General features: G+C 74.5%; 19 protein-coding genes. 3 read left to right on the top strand and 16 right to left on the bottom strand.

The genetic code is table 11. The features are described 5' to 3' along the window. Window positions 1-161: 161 nt before the first annotated feature. The 10 genes from ACH5AC_RS16725 to ACH5AC_RS16680 form a co-directional block, all read right to left on the bottom strand. Window positions 162-1,433, bottom strand: a complete 1,272-nt coding sequence (locus ACH5AC_RS16725) for an ABC transporter substrate-binding protein (protein ID WP_398862556.1) — start codon at window positions 1,431-1,433, stop codon at window positions 162-164. After that, window positions 1,430-2,554: a branched-chain amino acid ABC transporter permease gene (locus ACH5AC_RS16720; RefSeq protein WP_398862554.1), complete on the bottom strand. Its 1,125-nt coding sequence runs from the start codon at window positions 2,552-2,554 to the stop codon at window positions 1,430-1,432. The genes ACH5AC_RS16725 and ACH5AC_RS16720 overlap by 4 nt, the downstream gene beginning before the upstream one ends. Beyond that, complete coding sequence (locus ACH5AC_RS16715; protein ID WP_398862553.1) at window positions 2,547-3,443, bottom strand: branched-chain amino acid ABC transporter permease; 897 nt, start codon at window positions 3,441-3,443, stop codon at window positions 2,547-2,549. The genes ACH5AC_RS16720 and ACH5AC_RS16715 overlap by 8 nt, the downstream gene beginning before the upstream one ends. After that, window positions 3,440-4,243 (bottom strand): ABC transporter ATP-binding protein, encoded by an 804-nt coding sequence (locus ACH5AC_RS16710; RefSeq protein ID WP_398862552.1) that lies wholly within the window; start codon window positions 4,241-4,243, stop codon window positions 3,440-3,442. Before ACH5AC_RS16710 ends, ACH5AC_RS16715 begins: the two co-directional genes overlap by 4 nt. Continuing rightward, window positions 4,240-5,085: an ABC transporter ATP-binding protein gene (locus ACH5AC_RS16705; protein ID WP_398862551.1), complete on the bottom strand. Its 846-nt coding sequence runs from the start codon at window positions 5,083-5,085 to the stop codon at window positions 4,240-4,242. The genes ACH5AC_RS16710 and ACH5AC_RS16705 overlap by 4 nt, the downstream gene beginning before the upstream one ends. A gap of 685 nt (window positions 5,086-5,770) precedes the next feature. Next, entirely contained in the window at window positions 5,771-7,042 is a 1,272-nt protein-coding gene (locus tag ACH5AC_RS16700) for a PucR family transcriptional regulator (protein ID WP_398862550.1), read from the bottom strand. 140 nt (window positions 7,043-7,182) lie between these two features. Next, window positions 7,183-10,164: a LuxR C-terminal-related transcriptional regulator gene (locus ACH5AC_RS16695; RefSeq protein ID WP_398862549.1), complete on the bottom strand. Its 2,982-nt coding sequence runs from the start codon at window positions 10,162-10,164 to the stop codon at window positions 7,183-7,185. Window positions 10,165-10,359: 195 nt separating this feature from the next. Continuing rightward, complete coding sequence (locus tag ACH5AC_RS16690; RefSeq protein ID WP_398862548.1) at window positions 10,360-11,265, bottom strand: dienelactone hydrolase family protein; 906 nt, start codon at window positions 11,263-11,265, stop codon at window positions 10,360-10,362. Window positions 11,266-11,383: 118 nt separating this feature from the next. Continuing rightward, window positions 11,384-11,761, bottom strand: a complete 378-nt coding sequence (locus tag ACH5AC_RS16685; RefSeq protein ID WP_398862547.1) for a hypothetical protein — start codon at window positions 11,759-11,761, stop codon at window positions 11,384-11,386. 46 nt (window positions 11,762-11,807) lie between these two features. Continuing rightward, on the bottom strand, window positions 11,808-12,695 hold the full coding sequence (locus ACH5AC_RS16680; RefSeq protein ID WP_398862546.1) for a GNAT family N-acetyltransferase: 888 nt from the start codon (window positions 12,693-12,695) through the stop codon (window positions 11,808-11,810). Between the two features lie 354 nt (window positions 12,696-13,049). On the opposite strand from ACH5AC_RS16680, the gene ACH5AC_RS16675 reads away from it, so the two are divergent. Continuing rightward, entirely contained in the window at window positions 13,050-13,256 is a 207-nt protein-coding gene (locus tag ACH5AC_RS16675) for a hypothetical protein (RefSeq protein WP_398862545.1), read from the top strand. 29 nt (window positions 13,257-13,285) lie between these two features. Here ACH5AC_RS16675 and ACH5AC_RS16670 read toward each other — a convergent pair whose 3' ends face one another. Together ACH5AC_RS16670 and ACH5AC_RS16665 are read right to left on the bottom strand one after the other, a co-directional pair. Then, window positions 13,286-14,422 (bottom strand): sulfite oxidase, encoded by a 1,137-nt coding sequence (locus ACH5AC_RS16670; RefSeq protein ID WP_398862544.1) that lies wholly within the window; start codon window positions 14,420-14,422, stop codon window positions 13,286-13,288. An 82-nt stretch (window positions 14,423-14,504) separates the two neighbouring features. Further along, complete coding sequence (locus ACH5AC_RS16665; RefSeq protein ID WP_398862543.1) at window positions 14,505-14,987, bottom strand: DUF5709 domain-containing protein; 483 nt, start codon at window positions 14,985-14,987, stop codon at window positions 14,505-14,507. A 328-nt stretch (window positions 14,988-15,315) separates the two neighbouring features. Here ACH5AC_RS16665 and ACH5AC_RS16660 point away from each other — a divergent pair, with 328 nt between their 5' ends. Together ACH5AC_RS16660 and ACH5AC_RS16655 are read left to right on the top strand one after the other, a co-directional pair. After that, the gene (locus tag ACH5AC_RS16660; RefSeq protein ID WP_398862542.1) at window positions 15,316-16,788 is read left to right on the top strand and encodes an APC family permease; all 1,473 of its coding nucleotides are present in this window, start codon (window positions 15,316-15,318) and stop codon (window positions 16,786-16,788) included. A gap of 11 nt (window positions 16,789-16,799) precedes the next feature. After that, the gene (locus tag ACH5AC_RS16655) at window positions 16,800-17,759 is read left to right on the top strand and encodes a hypothetical protein (RefSeq protein ID WP_398862541.1); all 960 of its coding nucleotides are present in this window, start codon (window positions 16,800-16,802) and stop codon (window positions 17,757-17,759) included. Between the two features lie 4 nt (window positions 17,760-17,763). Here the strand turns inward: ACH5AC_RS16655 and prcB are convergent, their stop codons facing one another. From prcB to ACH5AC_RS16635, 4 genes are all read right to left on the bottom strand, one after another. Next, complete coding sequence (gene prcB, locus ACH5AC_RS16650; RefSeq protein WP_398862540.1) at window positions 17,764-18,609, bottom strand: proteasome subunit beta; 846 nt, start codon at window positions 18,607-18,609, stop codon at window positions 17,764-17,766. 113 nt (window positions 18,610-18,722) lie between these two features. Next, window positions 18,723-19,667 carry a lysylphosphatidylglycerol synthase domain-containing protein gene (locus ACH5AC_RS16645; RefSeq protein WP_398862539.1) on the bottom strand — a complete coding sequence of 315 codons (945 nt, stop codon included), beginning with the start codon at window positions 19,665-19,667 and terminating at the stop codon, window positions 18,723-18,725. A 135-nt stretch (window positions 19,668-19,802) separates the two neighbouring features. Further along, window positions 19,803-20,555, bottom strand: a complete 753-nt coding sequence (locus ACH5AC_RS16640) for an HAD family hydrolase (RefSeq protein WP_398862538.1) — start codon at window positions 20,553-20,555, stop codon at window positions 19,803-19,805. 33 nt (window positions 20,556-20,588) lie between these two features. Then, a complete protein-coding gene (locus ACH5AC_RS16635) occupies window positions 20,589-20,984 on the bottom strand; it encodes a YybH family protein (protein WP_398862537.1) in 396 nt (131 codons plus the stop codon). Window positions 20,985-20,990 lie beyond the last annotated feature (6 nt).

The raw sequence follows: 20,990 nt of genomic DNA, 5'->3' as shown, positions 1-20,990 counted from the left end.
GTGACCTCTCGGAGCTGTTGCGCGGGAACGGTCAACCCCCGTGTGCCGCACGCGCGGCGCGGCGGCACCGGGCCGTCTCCAGCCTGGCGCCGCCGTGCCCCGAGGTCCAACGCGAGATGGCGAACGCATTCAGCGCGCGCGGTGCTGAATCACCGTCGCCGTCAGGACCGGCCGGCCAGGTACTCCTCCACTCCGGGTGCCTGCTGGGCGTCCTCGACGTTCACCAGGCCGCCGGCGGCCTGGGCGTCGGGCTTGAGGACGTAGCTCTTCAGACTCGCGGGCCGGGCGGCGTCGGAGAAGTCCTGCGGGGTGCCGAGGCCGGTGTCGGCGTTCTTCTGCGAACGGTGCGCCTTGACCACGTCCTCGCGGGCCAGGCTGCCCGCCTCGCACGCCTTCTTCAGGTCCGCGCCCATCAGTTGGGCGGCGTTGTACCCGGACAGCACGCCCGAGTCGACCGGGGAGCCCGGGTACTTGGCCTCGTAGGCCGCCACCATCTTCTGCACGCCGGGCAGGTCCGAGCTGACGGCGGGCGCGGCGCTGACCACGTTGAGCATGGCCGTCAGGGCGGGCGCGGCGGGTGTCTTCATCAGCTGCGGGGCGAAGCCGGGGGCGCTGCTGACCACGGGGACCTGCAGGCCCCGGGAGGCGGCGACGCCGACCAGGGACGCGGTCTGGGCGGGCCCGGCGCTGATCAGGACCGCCTTCACGCCCTCCTTGCGCAGCGCGGAGACCTGGGCGGACAGATCGGTGTCGGTCGCCTTGATCTTCTGGCCGACGACCTTGATCCCGGCCTTCCCGGCGGCCCAGGTGGAGCCTTCGAGGGCGTTGCTGCCGTAGTCGCCCTCGAAGTAGACGTGGCCGATGGTGTCGCCCTTCTTCAGGCCCTTGGTACGGGTGAGGAAGTCGACGGCGGCGATCATGTCGACGTCGTAGGTGGTGCCGATGACCTGGACGGAGCCCTTGTCCAGCAGGGATGCGGCCCACGCCTGCGGGAAGGTCAGCAGCTGGTCCCGTCCGATGTCGTCGAGCAGGGCGGCGACCACCGGCGAGCCGATGACCTGGGGCAGGGCGACCACGTCGGGGGCGATGTCGGCGTAGGCGGTGACCGCCTTCTGCACGTCGTAGCCGTGGTCCTTGACGACGATCTCGACGTTGCGGTCGCAGATGCCGCCGGCGGCGTTGGTCTCGTCGGCCCACATCTGCTGGGCCTGCACGATGCTCTTGCCCAGGGTGGCGTAGGGCCCGGTCAGGTCGGTGAGGGCGCCGAGCCGGATGGTGTCGGCGCTGACCCCCGGTCCGGTCTTGACGCCGTCGGCGCCGTCGTCGCTGCTCTTGCCGCCGTCCGCCTTGGAGCTGCAGCCGGTGGCCGCGATCAGCAGGGCCGCCAGGGCCGAGGCGAGGGCGATCCGGGAGGTGCGGTGCGGAACGTTCACGGGGTGTGCTCCTTGGGTCGTACGGCGGAGGCGGGCTGGGAGTCGGAAGGCTCGGGCGCCGGGCGGGCGCGTCGGGAGCGCAGGCGGTCGCGCAGGCGGCGGGTGAGCCCGTGCAGGCCGTCGGGTGCGTAGAGGAGGACCACGACGATGGCGGCGCCGTAGAGGTAGCGGGCGGCCTCGGTCGGGCCGACGCCGCCGTCGGTGGCGCCGGGCGCGGTCACCAGCGGGAGCTGGTCGGCGTACCGGGTCATCAGCAGCGGCAGCGCGGTGACGAAGACCGCTCCGGCGGTGGCGCCGGCCACGGAGCCGAGTCCGCCGATGACGATCATCGCGAGGTAGTCCACCGAGAGGGCCAGGCCGAAGTAGTCGGGCACCACGCGGCGGAAGGCGAGGGCGAGGAAGACCCCGGCGAGGCCGGCGTACATGGACGACACGACGAAGGCGGCCGAGCGGTAGCGGGCGATGTTGACGCCCATCACCGCCGCGGCGGTCTCGCTGTCGCGCAGCGCGGTCAGGGCCCGGCCGGGGCGGCCGCGCAGCATGCCGCGCGCGGTGAACCAGGTGAGCGCGAACAGGGCGAGGCCGAGGTACCAGAGCCGTTCCTCGGCGCCGAACGGCACGCCGAGGACGACGAGTTCGGACGCGGAGTCGAAGGCGAGCCCGCCGAGTTCGAAGGGCGGCACGGAGCTGCCGTTGAAGCCGCCGGTGACGGAGTCCGCGGTGAGCAGCACATGGTGCCCGAGGAAGACCAGGGCGAGGGTGGCGACGCCGAGATAGATGCCGCGCACCCGGCCGGCGACCGGGCTGAACAGTCCGCCCGCGGCGCCGGCCAGCAGCACGGCCAGGACGAGGGCGAGGGCGGGGGGCAGTCCCGGCCCCCGGTCGTCGTCGGCGAACCAGGTGTAGCCGTACGCACCGACGGCGAGGAAGAAGGCGTGGCCGAGGGAGAGTTGCCCGGCGGTGCCGCTGAGCAGGCCGAGGCCGACGGCGCCGATGGCCGCCGCCATCGAGAACAGTCCGATGCGCAGCCAGAAGGCGTCGAGGTAGAAGGGCAGGGCGCACAGCAGCAGGACGGCCGCCAGGGCCGGGGCCCACCGCGGGATCGTGATCCGGTCAGACACGGGCCGCTCCCTTCGCGCCGAACAGTCCGGTGGGCCGGATCAGCAGGACGACCACCATCACCGCGTAGGGGGCGACGTCGCCGAACCCCTCGCCCAGGACGTGCAGGTCGGACTGGTATCCGGCGACGAGCGCCTCGGTCAGGCCGATGACGAGGCTGCCCGCGAGGGCGCCGGCCGGGGAGCCCATGCCGCCGAGGATCGCCGCCGGGAACGCCTTCAGGGCGATCTGCCCGGTGGTGCGTTCCAGGCCGGGCGCCGGGAACGCGGCGAGGAACACGGCGGCGAGGGCGGCGAGGGCGCCGGCCAGGCACCAGGCGAGCGTGCGCACGCGGTTCAGCCGTACGCCCATCAGCGCGGCCGCCTCCACGTCCTCGGCGGCGGCGCGCAGCGACAGGCCCCACGGGGTGAACCGGAAGAGGGCGAAGACGCCGGCGATGACCACCGCGGACACACCGATCGCGGCGAGGCGGCTGTCGGCGACGGTGACCGAGCCGAGCCGGGTCACCGAGTCGCCCCAGGGGTCGCCGAGGGAGAGCAGGTCGCCGCCGATGCGCCGGGACAGCTCGGTGACCAGCACGATGTCGACGCCGATGGTGACGATCGTCGCGACATGGGCGGCCGCCGGGTCGGGGTCGCCGCGGCGCATCAGCAGCCGGTCGAGGGCGCCCGACAGGGCCGCGGTCGCCAGGACGCCGACCGCGAGGGCGCCCGCGAAGCCGAGGTCGTCGTGCAGGACGGCGACGAGGTAGCCGCCGAGCAGCAGCAGGGAGCCCTGGGCGAAGTTGATGACGCCGGACGCCTTGAAGATGACGACGAAGCCGAGGGCGACGAGGGCGTAGACCGCGCCGAGGGCGAGGCCGTTGAGGACGTTGTCAAGGAACCCGGTCATGCGGCGTCCTCTCCCTCGGCGCCGGTGCCGAGGTAGGCGCGGAGCACCTCGGGGTGGCGGCGGATCTCGTCGGGGGTGCCGTGGGCGATGGGCCGGCCGAAGTCCAGGACGGTGACCTCGTCGGCGAGACGCATCACCAGGCCCATGTCGTGCTCCACGAGCAGGACGGACAGGCCGAGTTCGGCGCGGACGGCGTGGACGACCTCGACCGTCCGCGCGCGTTCGGCGCCGTTCATGCCGGCCACCGGTTCGTCGAGGAGCAGGACGCGCGGCTCCAGGCAGAGGGCGCGGGCGAGTTCTACACGCTTGCGGTCGCCGTACGACAACAGCGCCACCGGGGAGTCGAAGTGACCGCCCAGCCCGGTCAGTTCGGCGATCTCACGGGCCCGGGCGAGATGCTCGCGCTGCTCGCGGACGGCCCGGGGCAGGTGCAGGGCGCTCGCGGCGAACCCGGCGCGGGACAGGGCGTGCCGGCCCAGCATGAGGTTGTCGGCGACGGTGCCGGCGGTGGTGACGATGTTCTGGAAGGTGCGGGCCACGCCGAGCGCGGCGATCCGGTGGGGTGCGAGTCCGGTGAGGTCGGTGTCGCCGAGCAGCACCTGGCCGGACGCCGGGCGGTACAGGCCGGACAGCACGTTGAAGCAGGTGGACTTGCCGGCCCCGTTGGGGCCGATGAGCGCGTGCACCGAGCCCGGGGTGACGGTGAAGGACACCTGGTCGAGGGCGGTCAGGCCCGCGAAGCGCACGGTGACGTCCCGTACGTCGAGGGGCGGGGGTGGTGCGGTGGTGCGGTGGTTCACGCGGCCCCCTGGTCGCCGGTGGTCGTGTCGGTGGTTCTGTTCTCGGTGGTGCTGTCGGCCGTCTCTCCCAGGTAGAGGCGGCGTACGGCGTCGGTGCGGGCGAGTTCGTCGGCGGGGCCGGACAGGCGGATCTCGCCGACCTCCAGGACGTGGGCGTGGTCGGCGAGGGAGAGTGCCATGCCGGCGTTCTGCTCGACCAGCAGTACGGCGGTGCCCTGGGTGTTGATCTCGCGGATCACCTCGGCGATGCGGTCGACCATGCGCGGGGCGAGGCCCAGGGAGGGCTCGTCGAGGAGCAGCAGGCGCGGGGCGGCCATCAGGGCGCGGCCGATGGCGAGCATCTGCTGCTCGCCCCCGGAGAGCAGCCCGGCGGCCTGGCGGCTGCGCTCGGCGAGGACGGGGAAGAGCGTGAACACCCGGTCGCGGGCCTCCCGGACCTGGGCCGGGGCGCGCCGGCCGAGCCCGAGTCCGCCGCTGCGCAGGTTCTCCTCGACGGTGAGGCCGGCGAAGACCCGTCGGCCCTCGGGGACCTGGACGACGCCGGCGCGGACCGCCCGTACCGGGTCCCGGCCGTCGAGCACGGTGTCGCCGTAGCGGACCCGGCCGGCGCTCACGGTGCCGCGGTGCAGGCGCAGCGTGCCGGAGACCGCCCGCAGCAGGGTGGTCTTCCCGGCGCCGTTGGCGCCGAGCAGGGTCACCACACCTCCGTGCGGCACGGTCAGGGAAACGGAGCGCAGGGCGGACACCGCGCGCCCGTACATCACGTCGAGCCCCTCGACATGCAGCGCGGGCTGGTCCTCGGGGGGCCCTGCGGGCCGTTTCGTCGGTGGTGCTTCGGGCATCGCGGCTCCTCGGTCCGTGCCGTACGGGCACGGCGCATCGGCGGTTCCTGGAAGGGCAGCTCACGACAGCACGGGAGCGGGGCCGGGTACAGGCGCCGGGGCGGGGTCGCTGCGCGGGCCCAGTGGGCGGCGGGGGAGGTTGTGCGGGGGCACAGCCGGAACGGAACCCCTGGCCCGCGTGCCTCAGTGGCCCCGGCGGCCCCTTACCCAGCGGCACCGGGCAGCCCCGCCCCAGGGCCCTCGACACTGGCCCAGGGGCCCCGGCAACCTCAACTCGGCAGCCCCCGGACACTCCCGACTCAGCAGGCCCTGACGCCCCCGACGCAGCAGCCCCCGGACACTCCCGTCCCAGCAGCCCTAGGCACCCCCGACACGACGGCACAAGGCAAACCCCGACTCAACGACACCCGGCAACCCAGCCCCGGCAGCCCCCGGGCACCCCCGCCTCAGCAGGCCCTGACGCCCCCGGCGCAGCAGCCCCCGGACACTCCCGTCCCAGCAGCCCTGGGCAACCCAGCCCCGACAGCCCCCGGACACTCCCGCCTCAGCAGGCCCTGGCACCCTCGACTCGGCAGCCCCCGGCACTCCCGACTCAGCGACACCGAGCAACGCTGCCCCAACAGCCCCCACGGCACAGGGCAACCCTGACCCAGCAGCCCCCGGAGCGTCCCAGCAGCCCCCCGGCTCAGTGGGCTCGTAGGCCCCGGGCCGTCAGGGCGAGGCTGATTTCGACCATGTCGGTGGGGCGGGAGAGGGAGCGGCCCGTGAGTTGTTCGTAGCGGCGCAGGCGGTTCAGGACGGTGTTGCGGTGGCAGTACAGCCGCTCCCCCGCGCGCTGGGCGGAGCCGTCGCAGGCCAGCCAGGCGGCGAGGGTGTCGAGCAGCACCTCCGCGTCGGCGGGTTCCAGCGTGGCGAGCGGGCCGAGGACACGGTCGGCGAGGGCCTGGCCGAGTTCGGGCGCGGCCATCACCAGGGCCGCCGGCAGATGGTCGGTGAGCCGGACGGTGCCGCCGGCCGGCGGGCACATGCGCAGGGCCCTCTCCGCGAGCCGCCGGGCGTCGCCGACGGCCGCCAGCCCCGACACGGCCGTGCTGATGCCGATCCGCACGCCGGGTGCCGGTGCGTCGGGCACGGCCGGGAGGGGGTCGGACAGGTCGTCCCCGAGCAGGACGATGCCGTAGTCCGCGTCCGGCCCGGTGTGCCAGTGCACCCTGGTGCCGCGGCCGAGCGCGACCCGCGCACCGGCGCCGACCGACGCGGTGCCTCCGGTCACCGCGACCACGGCGTAGCGGCCCTGCTCGGGCAGGTCCAGTGCCTGCGCGGTCTCCGGCAGGTCGGCGATCCGGCTGCTGCCGTCGAGGAGCGCGCCGGCCAGCAGCCGCAGCCGGTTCTCGCGTCGCCAGGCCAGCTGCCGCTCGGCCTGCCGGTAGGCGTCGGCGACGAGGGTGCAGTGCTCGTCGACGAAGTTCCACACGTCCGCGGCGACGTGCACGAGCAGCCGTACGTCCTCCGGGGCGGTCCGGGAGGTCTCCTCGACCAGGCCCTGCCACACCAGGGATCCGCCGAGGCGGAAGGCGTGCAGCAGCGCGTCCAGCGGCAGCCCCTGCTCGGCGCGGGTCGTGCCGATGCGCCAGGTGCAGCCGCGGGCAGCGTCGCGGTTGCCGCGCGGGTCGAGCAGGGAGGACACGCTGTGCCGCAGCGACCGGTGCACCTCCTGCCAGGTGGCGCCGGCGTCCTGGTCCAGGCAGGCGCGGTAGGCCGGCTCCTGCTCCTGCAGGGCCTCGATGAGCCGGTCGGTCAGCTCGGGCAGGTCCACCAGCAGGGCGCGGGCGGCGCGGTGCAGCGCGTGCAGGGCGTCGGCGTCGATCAGCGGCCTGACCCGCCGGGCGTTCGGGCGCGGGGCCGCCATGGCCGGCGCGGGGCGCAACGCGGTACGGGGCCGTACGGCGTGGTGCATCACGGTCCTCCCCCAGGGTCGGTGTCCCGGCGGGGGCCCGCCGACGGTACCCGTTCCGGCCACGGGCCGGTCGTGGCGCCGCGGGGGCGTGCCGCCTGTTTCGTCCTGACCCGCAGGATGACATACCGTCCGGTCGGTCCCTAGGGGTGTGCGGGTGTCTTTTCGGTCTGTTCGACGAGCCGGGCCAGTTCGACCCGGGAGCGGACACCGAGCGCGGCGAAGACCTTGCGGAGGTGGTAGTCGACCGTGCGGGTGCTGACCGTGAGGGCCTGGGCCACCTCCCGGTTGGTCGCGCCCCGGGCGACATGGCGCACGATGCGCAGTTGCTGCGGGGTGAGCGCGGTGAGGTCGCCGGCCCCGGCGCCGCCCGCCGGCGCGCCGTTCGCCCGCAGTTCCGCCCGGGTCTGCTCGGCCCAGGCCCGGGCGCCGCAGCGTTCGAAGCCGACCAGGGCGGCGCCGAGGCGTTCGCGGGCCTCGCGCAGCCGGCGCCGGCGGCGCAGCCACTGGCCGTGCAGCAGCTCGGTGCGGGCCCGCTCGAAGTCGCCGCCGACCCGCTCGTGCAGGTCGAGAGCGCGTCGGAAGTGGGGGTCGGCCCCGTCGGGCGGCGCCAGCAGGGCCCGGCAGCGCAGCAGCTGGGCGGGGGCCTGGGGATCCGCGCCGAAGCGGGCCCATCCGGCGAACTCCTCCACGATCGCCCCGAGGCCCTCTCGCCGCCCCGCCCGTACGGCCGCTTCCACGTGGCAGGGCACGGCCAGCGTCCACACGGCGAAGTGCCCGCGTCCCGGCCCCGGCCGCACCAGCGGGCCGAGCCGGTCGGCGGCCTCGGCGGGGCGTCCTGCGCCCAGGGCGGCGCGGGCCGCCGCCCATTCGGCGAGGGTGGCGGCCTGGGCGAGTCCGTGGCCCCGCGCGATGTCCAGCGCCGCGCGCACGTGCCGGGCGACCGCCTCCGCGTTCCCGTCGATCGACGCGGCCAGGGCCAGCGCCGCATGGTGGTGGGCGGCGATGTTCCGCTGTCCGGCCCGGTGCGCGGCCCGCAGCCCCTCCTCGGCGCGGGCCCGCGCCAACACGTGCCGTCCGGCGCGCAGTTCGGTGTAGGCGAGGTACTCCAGGGCCGGCGCCACCGCCGAGACGGTGCCGCACGTACGGGCCGCGACGAGCGCCCCCGCGGCATTCCGGCGGGCGGCATCGAGATCCCCCATCAGCAGAGCCGCGGCGGCCGCCCGCACCAACGCCTCCGGCTCACCCCAGGGCTCCACCCCCTCCACCACGCGCCTCAACCACCCCACCGCCACCCCGAACCGCCCTTCGAGCAGCGCCCGCATACCGAGGCAGTGACTCTCCAGGACATCGGGGCCACCCACCCCGGCCGCACCCACAGCCACCCTGCCCGGTGTGCCGGCGGGCGTGTCGCGGCGGTCGGCCTCGAGGGGTGCGGGGGGAGCGGGGGCGGCCGGGGGCGGCATGGTGGTGGGGTCCAGGGCTCGCAGGCATCCCGGGACGTCCCCGGACGCCCAGGCCGCGTCGGCGGCGGCGAGGGCGGCCGTGCGGGCGCGGTCGGGGGTGCCGGAGGCGAGGAGGGTGGTGGCGTGGAGCAGGGTGGCGTGGGCCTCGTCGACGGGGCCGTCGTGCAGGAGGGCGGTGCCGCGCAGCTGGTGGGCCCGGCCCTGGAGGGGCGTCGGTGCCGTGGAGTCGAGGGCCGTGTCCAGCAGGCGCAGGGCTCGGCGGGGGTGCCCGGCGAGCAGGGCCTGTTCGGCGGCGGCCGTGGTGTACCGGGTGCGGTCCGGGCCCTGATCGGCCAGCTCGGCGGCGCGGGCGAGTGCCGTGTACCGCAGGTGGTGGGGCGCGGGGGCGGTGGCGGCCGCCGCCAGTTCGGACACGGTGCCGGCCTCGGGGGTCGGCCGCGACCACGACCGGTGCAGCAGCGCCGGGAGCCCGTGCTCCGCCCGCTCCAGCGCCAGGTGCACGGCCCGGCGCCGCTCGCCGTCCGCCCCGGCGTACACCGCCCTGCGCAGCAGACCGCTCCTGAACCGCACCCGTCCCTCCGCCACGACCAGCGGACCGGGCGGCGGATCGAGCCCCGGCGCCACGCCGTCGCCCGTGAGCCGGGCCAGTGCCCGCAGCACCGGTCCCACGGGCGCCGCACCGTCCGCCGACACCCGTAGGGCGGCGGCTACGGTCAGCAGTACGTCCTCCTGCGCGCGGGTCAGCCCGCCCAGGCACCCGCCGACCAGCCCTCTCAGCACCCCTGCCTCGGCCACCGGGCGCGGCAACGGGCGGTGGCCGCGCAGCTGTCCGGGCGAGAGGGCGCGGGCGAGCGCCAGCAGCAGGGCGGGGCTGCCCTCCGCCTCGTCCACGAGTACGTCCCGGACGGCCGGGTCGACACCCGCGTCGGTCACCGTGTCGAGCAGCGCGGCCGCCTCCACGGGCGTCAGCGGTTCCAGGTGGAGCAGCGGCAGTCCCGCGAAGTCCGGGTCGAGGGGGACGTGTCCGGGCGCGGCAAGGAGCAGGCTCAGGAACACGGGCGCCGGTCGACTCAGTGGCGCCGACGCCGACGGGCTCGGTGACGCCGGCGCCGACCGACTTGGTGACGCCGACGCCGACCGACTCGGTGACGCCGACGCCGACCCACTCAACGGCACCCCCGCCGACCGACTCGGTGACGCCGACGCCGACCCACCCAACGGCACCCCCGCCGACCGGCTCAGGCGCTCGGCCGCCCTGTCCCGGCCTACCGGCCCCGTCCCCTCGCGGCTCCCCGTCCCCGCCGCGCGCACCAGCCGGGCCGCCCCGCCCAACGCCGCCCGGGACACGGGGTCCCACAGGTGCGCGTCGTCGACGCAGACCAGCACGGGCGTGCGGGAGCTCGCGGCCCGCAGGGCCTCGAGGAGTGCGGTCCGGGCCGACGCTGCGGAGGTGATCGCGGCGGGCGGGCGACCGGTGAGGTCGGCGAGCGCGCGGAGCAGGCTGTGGGCGTCGCCGTACGGTTCGGACGGCGACGCGGGGTCGGCGCGCAGGTGCACCACCGGGCCGGCCGTGAAGGTGCGGGCCGCCCGGTCCAGGTACCGGGTGCGGCCGCAGCCGGGTTCCCCGGTCACCACGCGCACGGTCGTCTGTCCGGTCATTCCGGTGACGTTACGTGCGGGTAATGCGACCCGGAAGTCTCCCGTCCGTCACCGGTCGTGCGCGCGTGCCGGCCGGAACCGGGAGTGTGCCGTCGCCCAACTCCGGGCGGCGCGCGTCGTGCACCGGCACAACGGCGGGGCGGCGGCCGCGCGCCCGGCACGCGACCGCCGCCCCGCCCTGAGCCCGGCGGTACGTCAGGACGTGTGCGGGCAGTTGCCCCGGTACTCCTCGATGGTCAGGCTCGGCTGCGGCAGCGGGCACAGGAACTGCTCGTAGCGGGTGTCGTTGTCGATGAAGCGCTTCAGCCAGGAGACGCTGTACTTCGCGATGGTCGTGTCGGAGGTGTTCGGGCTGAAGTGCGTACCGTTGTTGAGCTCCAGGTACGCCCGGTCCAGCGAGGACGGCAGGCTGGTGTAGAAGGGCTCGGCGTGGCTGGAGACAGGCGCGATCGTGTCGCCGTCGGCGCCGATGATCAGGGTGGGGGTGGCGATCTCGGGCCAGGTCTTGTCGAGGTTCCACGGGGTCAGCGGGATCGCCGCCTGCAGCGAGGGCCGGGTCTTGGCAGCCTCAAGGCTTCCGCCGCCGCCCATGGAGTGGCCCATGACGCCGAGCCGGCCGCTGTCGACGCGGGAGCGCACGGAGCTGCGCTGGGTGAGGTAGTCCAGCGCGGCGAGGAGTTGGCGTCCCCGGGAGTCGGGCGCGTCGAGGGTGGTGATGGTGTCGATGGTGAACACCACGAAGCCCTGGGAGGCCAGGCGCGGCCCCAGCCAGGCGATGGAGGACTGGGTTCCGGTGAAGCCGGGCGAGATGGCGACGGCCCCGAAGGTGCCGTCGGTGGTGGTGGTCGGGTAGTAGATGGTGCCGCCGCCGAAGCCGCTCACGAGTGAGGACACCGTTGTCTCGGAGACGGCGTACGGCCCGCGCGGTGCCTCGATGCTCGCGGTGGTCGGCGCGGGGCCGCGCTCGTAGGGGTTGTCCGCGGCGTGGGCCCCCGGCCCGCTGAGGGTGCTGAGACCGACCACGGCGGCGAGCGCCGCCGCCGCGCCGGTGAGGCGTCCGGCCCGGCGCCGGGCGGAGCCGGTACGCGTGTACTGCTGCACGACGAGTCGTCCTCTCGGTCGTGCGGTGCCACTCGGCCGAACTCGCGTCGTGGGCACCGCCGTTGGTAGCTGGCGGTGCCACTGTCGCGCCTCGGACGCCTGCCGGGGACCGGCGAAGTCACCGGTCTCGTACGGCGTTCGAGTCCCCGTGCCCGGCCTCCTCCTCGAACGGCTCGTCGCTCCACCGGAACCAGGCCCGGTCTCCTTCGATGTGCAGCAGGAACTCGGCGACCGGGCCGTCCGGCGAGGACAGGGTCACCTGGCGGCCGACCCGGTCGTAGGCGGCCTCCCACTCCTGCACCGCCTGGTCGCCGTCGTCGTGCAGGACCCTTTGCAGCAGGGCCAGTTCCCGGGCGAAGAGGGGTTCGACGGCGTCGTACGCCGGGCCGGGGACGAACCGGCCCGACAGCCAGGGGAAGTCGGCGTCGTCGATGACGATCTCCCCTACCGGCCCCGCCGCGCTGTGCACGGACCAGATCTCACCGTCGAACCCCATCTCACGCCTCCGTCAGTCGCGTTCGCTCACGTCGCGCGCCAGCCTGTCACGGCGCGTCGAAGTGCGTGCGTTCGCGTACGACGGGATAGCCGGCCCTGGCGAAGTGGGCGGCCATGGGGGCGTTGGCCCGGTCGGTGGCGGCGGCGATGAACTCGGCGCCGCGCTCGACGAGGAAGTGGGTGCACTCGGCGAGGAGGTCGTAGGCGTAGCCGTGACCCCGGTGTTCGGGCAGGACGCCGATGAAGCCGATGCAGGGGCCCGACGGGTTGTGGGCCGGGATGTGGATGCCCGCCAGGTCCCCGTCCGGGGTGCGGGCCACCTGCCACCACTCCCGGGGCGAGGGGCACCAGTGGAAGAAGTCGAGTTCCTCCTGGGCGGCCTGGTCGAGGCCGCCCTCCGCGATGGCCTTGCGGGCGTGGGCGTCGAGGGTGGCGGAGTGGATACGGCGCAGTGCGTCGAAGAAGACCGTGTCGTCCGGCTCTGGGGCGAAGCGCAGTCGGCCCTGGCGGTCGGGCAGCCCGCACTGCGGCGTCCAGCGGTAGACGAAACGCTCCACGAAGAGGCGGAAGCCGGCCGCGCGGGCGGCGGCGTAGCGGGCGTCGGCGGCGGCGCGCCGGACCGGGTCGTCGCGCCAGCCGGCGGGCAGGTTGACCTCCAGGCCGACCCGCCAGGGCGCGGTCCGCAGCAGCTCGGCGCCCGCCGCTTCCTCGCCGTCGGCGAAGTCGAACCACTCCGCGGTCAGCGGCTCGCTGTCGTCGGGGCCGCCCCACCATGCGGCGCGGGCGACGACACGGCCGTCGCGCAGGGCCACCCGCTTCCAGTCGGGCCGGTAGCGGACCAGCCGGTGTGCCTCTCCGGCGCGCAGCGGGTCGGGCAGGGTGTCGAAGAGATGGACGTCGCGCTCGTCGAGCGCGCGGATGACCAGATCGGTCATGGTGTGGATTCCTCCGGGTCACGAACGGTGTCGCGCTCCCGGGCCGACTGGAATCAGTCGGGGCACGCCGGGACAACGGAGTGGGAGCGCGGGAATGACGTGGTACGCATGGCGCTCGCCTCCTTCCGTTGATCTTGGGCGTGCGGTGACACGCTAGGGGAACGGCCGTGCCGGCGTCCACTTGTTTCTCTCGTGCGGGCGGTCACGCTGCGGCGCCGCACGGTACCCCTGCGTGGCGCACCGGCGGTTCCGGCCGTTTCGGGATGCAGGGCGCGCTTCCGCGATGAATGGTGATAGTGGACCCGGTGACCGCGCCGGGTCGTAGCAGCCCCCCGGACGCGAGGAGCAGAGATCATGTCGACGTCACAGCCGGGAGAGTCCCGACCCTCCCCGAACCGCATCACCCCGGACCGTCTGCTCCACACCCGCACCGGCACCGAGGTGTCGCCGGAGGACGTGGTCCTCGTCACCGGCCGGGATCTCACCCCGGGCAATCTCGAATGGGCCCGGCGCAAGCTGGAGAAGGAGGGCCCGACCGCGATCGAGAAGCTGCTGCCCTAGGCCCTGGGCCTGGACCTGTACCTGTTGTTCTACGGCCCCTGTTCCCGTCCCTCGTCGACGCAGAGGACGTCGACCCGCTGGATCGCGTTGTTGGCGAAGCCGCCGCGGTTCCAGGGCGGGTGCGGGGGCTGGGTGTGGCCGTCGGCGTCGGTGGCCCGGGCGCTGAGGACGTGCTCGCCCGGGGTGGCCGTCCAGCTCAGCCGCCAGTGCCGCCAGGCCCAGCGGTGCCCGTCGTCCGGGGCGAGGCCGGCCGCGCGCCAGGTGGCCCCGCCGTCGGTGCTCACCTCGACCCGGGTCACCGGGGCGTGCCCCGACCAGGCCCTGCCCTCCAGGGTGACCGGGCCGGGGCGCACGATCCGGGTGCGGGACATGAAGTCGGGGAATCCGGGGGGCATGAGCAGCGCGCGCGGGGCGACGCGGGTGACCGGCTCGCCCTCCTCGTCGGGGTGCCGGCGCAGCCGGTAGGCGACGGCCTGCTGGAAGCCGGTGAAGGGCGTGTCGGTGACGGTGATGTCGCGCAGCCACTTCACGTGCGCCATGCCGTACCAGCCGGGCACCAGCAGCCGCAGGGGGTGCCCGTGCTGCGGGGGCAGGGGTGCGCCGTTCATGGTGTGGGCGACCAGGACCTCGGGCGCGGTGCCGGTGGCCACGGCCAGGGGCAGCGCCCGCCGGTAGTCCTGTTCGACACCGCGCTCCACGCCGTGGTCGGCGCCGGTGAAGACGACGTCGACGGCGTTCGGGTGCGCGCCGGCCTCGGCGAGCAGCAGCCGCAGCGGTACCCCCGTCCACTCGGCGGTGCCGACGGCCTCGACGAGCCAGGGCTGGCTGACCGGTCGGGGGGTGAGGAGGGCGCGTCCGTTGCCGGCGCACTCCAGGGTCACGCGCGTGGTGACGGCGGGGAAGGAGCGCAGGTCGGCGAGTGTGAGGCTGAGGGGGCGGGCGACGCGGCCGCCGAGCGTCAGGCGCCAGCCGGCCTCGTCGGGGACGTACGGGATGTCGTAGTGGGTGAGGACGTAGTGCAGACCGGGCGGAGTGAGGTCGTACCGCAGGGCCTCCAGGGGCAGGCCGTGGTTGCGGGTGGCCAGCGCCAGTTCGTCCCGGCCGATGCCCTCGTCCTGGGCGGCCAGCCGGGCGGGGGTGCTCGCCCCGGCGAATCGATGGCCCACAGTCGCATTATCGCTCGGTACGGCCGACCGCTCACCTTCAGGGCGGACGGCTCCCAACCGGCCTTCCCGCCTTCGCCGTTGCTCACTCCTCCACGATGTGCACCGCCGCCTCCTCGGCGCTCGCCGCGCCGCCGTCCACGCCCTTGTCCTCGGCGATCTCCTCCTTGGTGGTGTCCCGGTGGGCGCCCTCGTCGGGGGCGACCAGGCGTCCGGCGCGCTCCCCGCCCGCCTCCGGGTCGACGGGTTCGCCCTCGCCGCCGGGCAGGTCGCCCACGTCGTCCCCAGGGGGTGCGGTGACGTCGGGGGTCTCCTGGGCCAGGCGCTGGTCGAGGGTCTCACCGGCGTGCTGCTCGGCCGCGGTGGTGCCGTGCTTGGTGACGCCCAGGGGCTTCTCCGGCGGGGAGTAGCCCTCGTCGAGCATGTCGTCGTAGGTGCGTTCGTCGACCGCGTCCTGGAGGTCGAGCGGGGCCGCGTCCTGCTGTTCCTCGTTGCTTCCGGTGGGCTGGTAGGCGTCGTCGCCCATCGTCTCGGGCTCGATGCCCGTCGCCTCGGGCTCAGTGCCCATGGGTGCCTCCTCGGCTCGCCGTCCGGTACGCGTCACCGATCCGCGTTTCCCTCCTCGGACGCCCCAATCACGGCATGTGCCAAGCGCATGCGCGGAGGCGGAGTTACCCGTCCGTCAATCTTGAAACCTCAATCGCTGGGACTATCATCACTCGCACACTCGGTGTGACCGACCGCCGACGCACGGTACGGCGGCAGCCGCCACGCCCTCCTTCGCCGACGCCGCCGGGAACATCCCCCTCCCGGTGCGCGGCGGCGCGCCACCCCCCACCCCCGACGCCGCTCGGACGTTGTGTCCCCGAGGCGTGCACGACGGAAAGCAGCGCACCATGAGCAACAGCAGCGGCCGAGGGCTGCAGGCGAATGTCCTCGGTACGTTCGACACGGTGGTGATGGCCGTGGCGGGCAGCGCGCCGGCCTACTCGATCGCCGCCACGACGGCCGTCCTGGTCGGCACGGTGGGCCTGGCCAGTCCGGCGGCGCTGCTGTACTGCGCGATACCGATGCTGGGCATCGCGCTGGCGTTCAGCCGGCTCAGCCGTATCGACGTGCACGCGGGTGCGACCTACTCGTGGGTGGGGCGAACGCTCCATCCCTTTCTGGGTTTTCTCAGCGGCTGGGCCCTGGTGATCTCCGCGACGATCTTCATGGTGGCGGGCTCGCTGCCGGCCGGTTCGATGACGCTGGCGCTGTTCGACGAGGGCCTCGCCGACGACACCGCGCTGTCGACGGTGGTCGGCGCCGCCTGGTTCCTGGTGATGCTGGGCGTGGTGCTGGGCGGCGCCCGGCTGACCGTGCGCGCCCAACTGCTGATGACCGGGGTGGAGTTGGCGATCCTCGGGCTGTTCGCGCTGCTGGCGTTCTGCCACACGGACACCGCGCGCCCCTTCGACGCCTCATGGCTGGGCTTCGGCCACTTCGACGGGGTCTCCGGGTTCGCGTCGGGCGCACTGGTCGCCGCGTTCTACTACTGGGGCTGGGACGTGACCGGCAACCTCAGCGAGGAGACCCGCGACAGCCGCCGTACGACGGGCCTCGCGGGGATCGTCGGCCTGGCGGTCGTCTTCCTGCTCTTCGAGGTGTTCACCATCTCGGCGAACGTCATCCTGACGTCGGACCAGATCCAGAACAACGGCGCCAACGTGCTGGCCGTGCTGGGCGAGGAGGTCTGGCCGGGCTGGGGCGGCAAGCTGCTGATCGTGGCGGTGATGCTGTCCACCATCGCGACCCTGGAGACCACGCTCATCCAGGTCACGCGCTCGCTGTTCGCGATGGGCCGGGACCGCACGATGCCGGCCGCACTGGGCCGGGTGCACCCCCGGTGGAACACCCCGTGGGTGGCGCTCGCGGTGGTCGGCGCGGTCGCGCTGGTGATGTTCGTGGCCGCGAACGCGCTGGGCGCGGTGGGCGACATCCTCGCCGACGCGATCTCGGCGATCGGCCTGCAGATCGCCTTCTACTACGGGCTCGCCGGCCTGGCGGCGGTGATCGCCTACCGCAGGACGCTGCTGTCCTCGCCGGCCGGCTTCCTGCTGGGCGGGGTGTGGCCGCTGGCCGGCTCGCTGTTCATGTTCTGGATCTTCGTGGAGTCGCTGGGCGAGCTGAGCACGGCGTCCGTCGCGATCGGGCTCGGCGGGCTCGCCGCCGGTGTGCTGCCGATGCTCTGGTACTGGCGGCGGGGCAGCGACTACTACCGGCCCGCCCGGCTGGACGCCTCCCGCACGGTCGACGCGCGCTCCGTGCCGGGCGTTCCCACGCCCGCGCACTCGGCGTCGTACGAGGGCCTTCCCACCGACTTCTGAGGGGGTCCTCGATGGCGCGCGACCGCTTCGCCCTCGACTTCGACCCCGACTGCGGGGACAGGGCGCTGTCCGCCACCCGGCCCGACATCGTCATCGGCCGCTGGCAGGGCCTGCGGGAACTGCTGCGGGCGACCGGCCCCGACTGGCCGGTGCGCGGGCACCGGGTGCGGCTGCTGGCGCAGGCGTGTGCGGGCAGTGCGACGGTGGAGACCTGGCTGGCCGCCGAGCCGCACAGCGCGGACGCGCTGGTGCTGCGGGCGGCCACGGAGACGACCCGTGCGTTCAACCTGGCCATCGCGGCCGGCCGCGGGGTGCCCATCGACCAGCAGCGCATCGACACCGCGGTGCTGGCGTGCCTGGCGGCCACCGAGGCGTACCCGGCGGACCCGACGCCGTGGGTCTCGCTGATCTCGGTGGCGCGGCTGTACCCGTCGGGGGTGCGGCGGCAGGAACTGGCGCGCTGGTGGGACGAGTTGCACAGGCGTGACCCGTACAGCATGGAGGGCCACCTTCAGGTGCTGCACTACTACGCGGCCCGCTGGCACGGCACGCACGGCCTGATGTACGACTTCGCCCGCGACGCGGCCGGGGTGGCTCCACCGGGCTGCCCGCTGCCGGTGCTGGTGCAGTACGCGCGCGTGGAGGAGTACCGGTACGCGCTGGACGCTCAGCGGGGCCGGGCCGACGCGGTGGGTCTGAGCCAGCACTGGAAGCACCAGGGCGCGGTGAGCGACGTACGGCGCACCTGGGAGCGCTGGATCGCGGGCCGCCCCGACACCCCGATCGCACCCGGCGAGCTGCGCGACCTCAACTACCTGACCCACGCGGCGTGTGCGGCCGGGGCCGAGGACATCGCGGCCGAGCTGCTGCGGATGCAGGGGCGGCGGGCCACCCGTACGCCCTGGTCGTACACGGGTGATCCGGAGCAGCAGATCCTGCGCCGACGCAAGGAGTCGGGGTTGTCGGCGTAGCGGTTCAGGGTGTCGCGAGCGGGCCGTTCGGGCGGCTGTGGCGCTGTGCGACCATCGTGCGGCTGAGTTCCTCGGTCTCCGTCTCGGGGAGGCGTTCGAAGCCGTCCTCGGTGATGACCGAGACGATGGGGTAGATGCGGCGGTTCACGTCCGGGCCGCCGGTGGCGGAGTCGTCGTCGGCAGCGTCGTACAGCGCCTGGAGCGCGGCCAGGGCGGCGTCGCCGCGGGACATGCCGGGCCGGTACAGCTTCTTCAGCGCGCCCCGGGCGTACGGGGATCCGGAGCCCTCGGCGTGGAACAGGGTCTTCTCGTACAGCCCGCCCGCCACGTCGAAGCCGAAGACGCGGCCCCGGGCGCCCTGCGTGTCGTAGCCCGCGAGGAGCGGGACGACCGCGAGGCCCTGCATGGCCTGGCCGAGGTTCTGCCGGATCATCGACGCCAGCCTGCGCGCCTTGGCGCCGAGGGTCATGGGGGTGCCCTCGACCTTCTCGAAGTGGGTGAGTTCGACCTGGTACAGCTTCACCATGTCCAGGGCGAGGCCGACGGTGCCGGCGAAGGCGACGGCGGTGTGCTCGTCGGCCGGGTGCACCTTCTCCAGGTCGCGCTGGGCGATGAGGTTGCCCATGGTGGCCCGCCGGTCGCCCGCGATGAGGACGCCGTCGCGGTAGGTGAGGGCGAGGACGGTCGTGCCGTGCGGGAAGGCGTCGGGAGCGGCCCGCACACCGTCGGCGAACGGCCGCCGCGTCGGCAGCAGTCCGGGCCGGTGCGCCGCCAGGAACTCGGCGAAGGACGAGGTGCCGGGGGTGAAGAACTCCGCCCCCAGCCGGCCACCCTGCTCGCTGCCCGCCATGCCGCTCCCCCTCGCTGTCGGACCGATACCCCACTACCTACCTGCGTCCCACGACGCGGAAACACGCCACGGAAACACGCCGCGGATCACGACACGCACACCCCGTCTCCGGATCACAGGGCCCGGCGCCGGATCAGCGCCCCCAGCACCAGCAGGCCCGGGACCAGCGGCAGCCACACCGTCAGCAGCCGGTAGCCGAGCACCGCGGAGGCGGCGGCCGCGCCCGGCGCCCCGGCGGCGGCGAGGGCGAGCGCCAGCGCCGCGTCGAGGGAGCCGAGGCCGCCCGGGGTGGGCAGCAGGGCGGCGGCGGTGCTCGCGGCGAGGTACAGCAACGCGACCCGGGCCGGGGACAGCGGCAGGTCGACGGCCCTGGTGACGGCGATCAGCACGAGCGCGTGCAGGACGGTGAAGGCGAGCGAGCCGCCCCACAGGGCCGCCGCCCGGCACGGGCGCGCGTGCACGGCCCGGATGTCTCCGAGTACGGCGGTCAGCGCGCGTCGGCAGCGCGGCCGCAGCGGGCCGCCCAGCAGCAGGGCGAGCACCACCGCGGTGGCGGCCGCGAGGACGACGGCCGTCCGGGAGACGCCGGGCAGGCGCAGCACGCCGGGGCAGGACAGGGCCAGTACGGCGATCAGCGCGGCGCGGACCAGGGCGGCGGCGGCCGCCTTCACGGCGAGCGCGGTCGCGGCGCGGGCCGCGGGGAGGCCGCAGCGCATCAGGAAGCGCAGGTTCACCGCGCCGGCGCCGAGCCCGGCGGGCAGGACGTGGTTGGCGGCGGAGGCGGCGAACTGGGCGGCCACCAGCCGCCCGCCGGGCAGCCGCCGGGGCACGGCGCCCTGCTGGGCGAGGGCCGCGCAGCCCCAGGTGCCGAGGGTCGCGGTGGCGCCCAGCAGCAGCCAGCCCCGGTCGGCGACGGCGAGCCGTCCGGCTCCGCTCTCCAGGACCGGCCAGTGGTGCCGGGCCAGCCAGAGGGCACCGCACAGCACCGCGACGGAGAGCAGCGTGTGCCAGGGGACGCGCCGTCGGACGGGGGACGCGACGCACGGCTCCGGTGTCATGCGGCGCTGCCCTTCTCGACGAGCGGCCCGCACCGGCCGGGGACCGACGGGCCGCGCGGGGTGCGGAAATCACGGCCAAAGTAGCCCGATGCCCTGTGCGGCACCCGTTCGGTACGCCCGTGCGGATGACGCGGGCTACCCCCGGTCCTCCAGCCCGGCCAGGTCGGCCAGGTCGGGCACGACGATGTCCGCGCCATGTGCGTACAGGGCGTCCGCCTGTCCGACGCGGTCGACGCCGACGACGTATCCGAACCGGCCCGAACGGCCGGCGTCCATGCCGGCCAGGGCGTCCTCGAACACGGCCGCGCGGGACGGCTCGACACCGAGGTCGGCGGCCGCGGCGAGGAAGGTGTCGGGGCGCGGCTTGCCAGGCAGCTCGCGCTCGGCGGCCACGACTCCGTCGATCCGTACGTCGAACAGTTCCTCGGCGTGGATGGCGCGCAGCACGTCGCGGGTGTTGGCGCTGGAGGAGACGACCGCGGTGCGCAGGCCCCGCGCGCGGGCGGCGGCGATGTAGCGCAGGCTGCTCTCGTAGGGCTCGACGCCCTCGGTGCGGATCTTCTCCAGCAGCCGGACGTTCTTGCGGTTGCCGAGGCCGTGGACCGTCTCGGCCTCGGGCGGGTCGTCACGGGTGCCCTCGGGGAGTTCGATGCCCCGGGAGGCGAGGAAGGTGCGGACGCCGTCGGCGCGGGGGCGGCCGTCGACGTACTCGTCGTAGTCGTGGCCGGGGTCGAAGGGGCGGTAGGAGTCGCCGTCACGGGCGTGCAGGTACGCGTCGAACATCTCCTTCCAGGCGGCCGCGTGCACCACGGCCGTACGGGTGACCACGCCGTCGAGGTCGAAGAGACATGCCTGGATGGTGTCGGGCAGTCCGAGCTCCGTCGTCATACAGGACACGATCCTCCCTGCGCACGTCTGCCGTCAGTCGTGCGGGAACGAATGGTGCTCGTGCGCGATCAGCCAGTGGCCGCGCTCCTTGCGCAGCCCGAACGTCAGCCGTAGCCGCACGGTGGGGTGTTCGGCCAGCTCCTCGGGGCTGCCGCAGCGCAGCAGGGCGTGCGCGTAGGCGACGTGGGCGCCGGCGGTGACGTCGAGGGTGTCGATCTCGAAGCCGGCGCCGGTGGCCTGCCAGGCGAAGAACGGCGGCCAGAGCGCGCGGTAGGCGGCCAGGCCGTGGATGCCCTCGTGGGGCGGTGGCACGTCGTACATGACGAGGTCCTCGGCGTGGCCGGCCAGCACACCGTCGAGGTCGCCCCGGTGGACGGCGTCGGCCCAGCGGGTGATCAGGGTGCGGATCTGCGTCTCGTCGTCGGGCACGGTCCT

This window comes from Streptomyces sp. NPDC018693 (assembly GCF_044391385.1).
GTDB lineage: Bacteria > Actinomycetota > Actinomycetes > Streptomycetales > Streptomycetaceae > Streptomyces.
This window is presented reverse-complemented; position numbering and strand designations above follow the sequence as displayed.

Excerpts from the sequence above, each read along its gene's own strand:
- ACH5AC_RS16715 (WP_398862553.1), bottom strand. The coding sequence starts at position 3,443 with ATGACCGGGTTCCTTGACAACGTCCTCAACGGCCTCGCCCTCGGCGCG.
- ACH5AC_RS16705 (WP_398862551.1), bottom strand. The coding sequence starts at position 5,085 with ATGCCCGAAGCACCACCGACGAAACGGCCCGCAGGGCCCCCCGAGGAC.
- ACH5AC_RS16700 (WP_398862550.1), bottom strand. The coding sequence starts at position 7,042 with ATGCACCACGCCGTACGGCCCCGTACCGCGTTGCGCCCCGCGCCGGCC.
- ACH5AC_RS16695 (WP_398862549.1), bottom strand. The coding sequence starts at position 10,164 with ATGACCGGACAGACGACCGTGCGCGTGGTGACCGGGGAACCCGGCTGC.
- ACH5AC_RS16685 (WP_398862547.1), bottom strand. The coding sequence starts at position 11,761 with ATGGGGTTCGACGGTGAGATCTGGTCCGTGCACAGCGCGGCGGGGCCG.
- ACH5AC_RS16680 (WP_398862546.1), bottom strand. The coding sequence starts at position 12,695 with ATGACCGATCTGGTCATCCGCGCGCTCGACGAGCGCGACGTCCATCTC.
- ACH5AC_RS16675 (WP_398862545.1), top strand. The coding sequence starts at position 13,050 with ATGTCGACGTCACAGCCGGGAGAGTCCCGACCCTCCCCGAACCGCATC.
- ACH5AC_RS16665 (WP_398862543.1), bottom strand. The coding sequence starts at position 14,987 with ATGGGCACTGAGCCCGAGGCGACGGGCATCGAGCCCGAGACGATGGGC.
- ACH5AC_RS16660 (WP_398862542.1), top strand. The coding sequence starts at position 15,316 with ATGAGCAACAGCAGCGGCCGAGGGCTGCAGGCGAATGTCCTCGGTACG.
- ACH5AC_RS16655 (WP_398862541.1), top strand. The coding sequence starts at position 16,800 with ATGGCGCGCGACCGCTTCGCCCTCGACTTCGACCCCGACTGCGGGGAC.
- prcB (WP_398862540.1), bottom strand. The coding sequence starts at position 18,609 with ATGGCGGGCAGCGAGCAGGGTGGCCGGCTGGGGGCGGAGTTCTTCACC.
- ACH5AC_RS16645 (WP_398862539.1), bottom strand. The coding sequence starts at position 19,667 with ATGACACCGGAGCCGTGCGTCGCGTCCCCCGTCCGACGGCGCGTCCCC.
- ACH5AC_RS16640 (WP_398862538.1), bottom strand. The coding sequence starts at position 20,555 with ATGACGACGGAGCTCGGACTGCCCGACACCATCCAGGCATGTCTCTTC.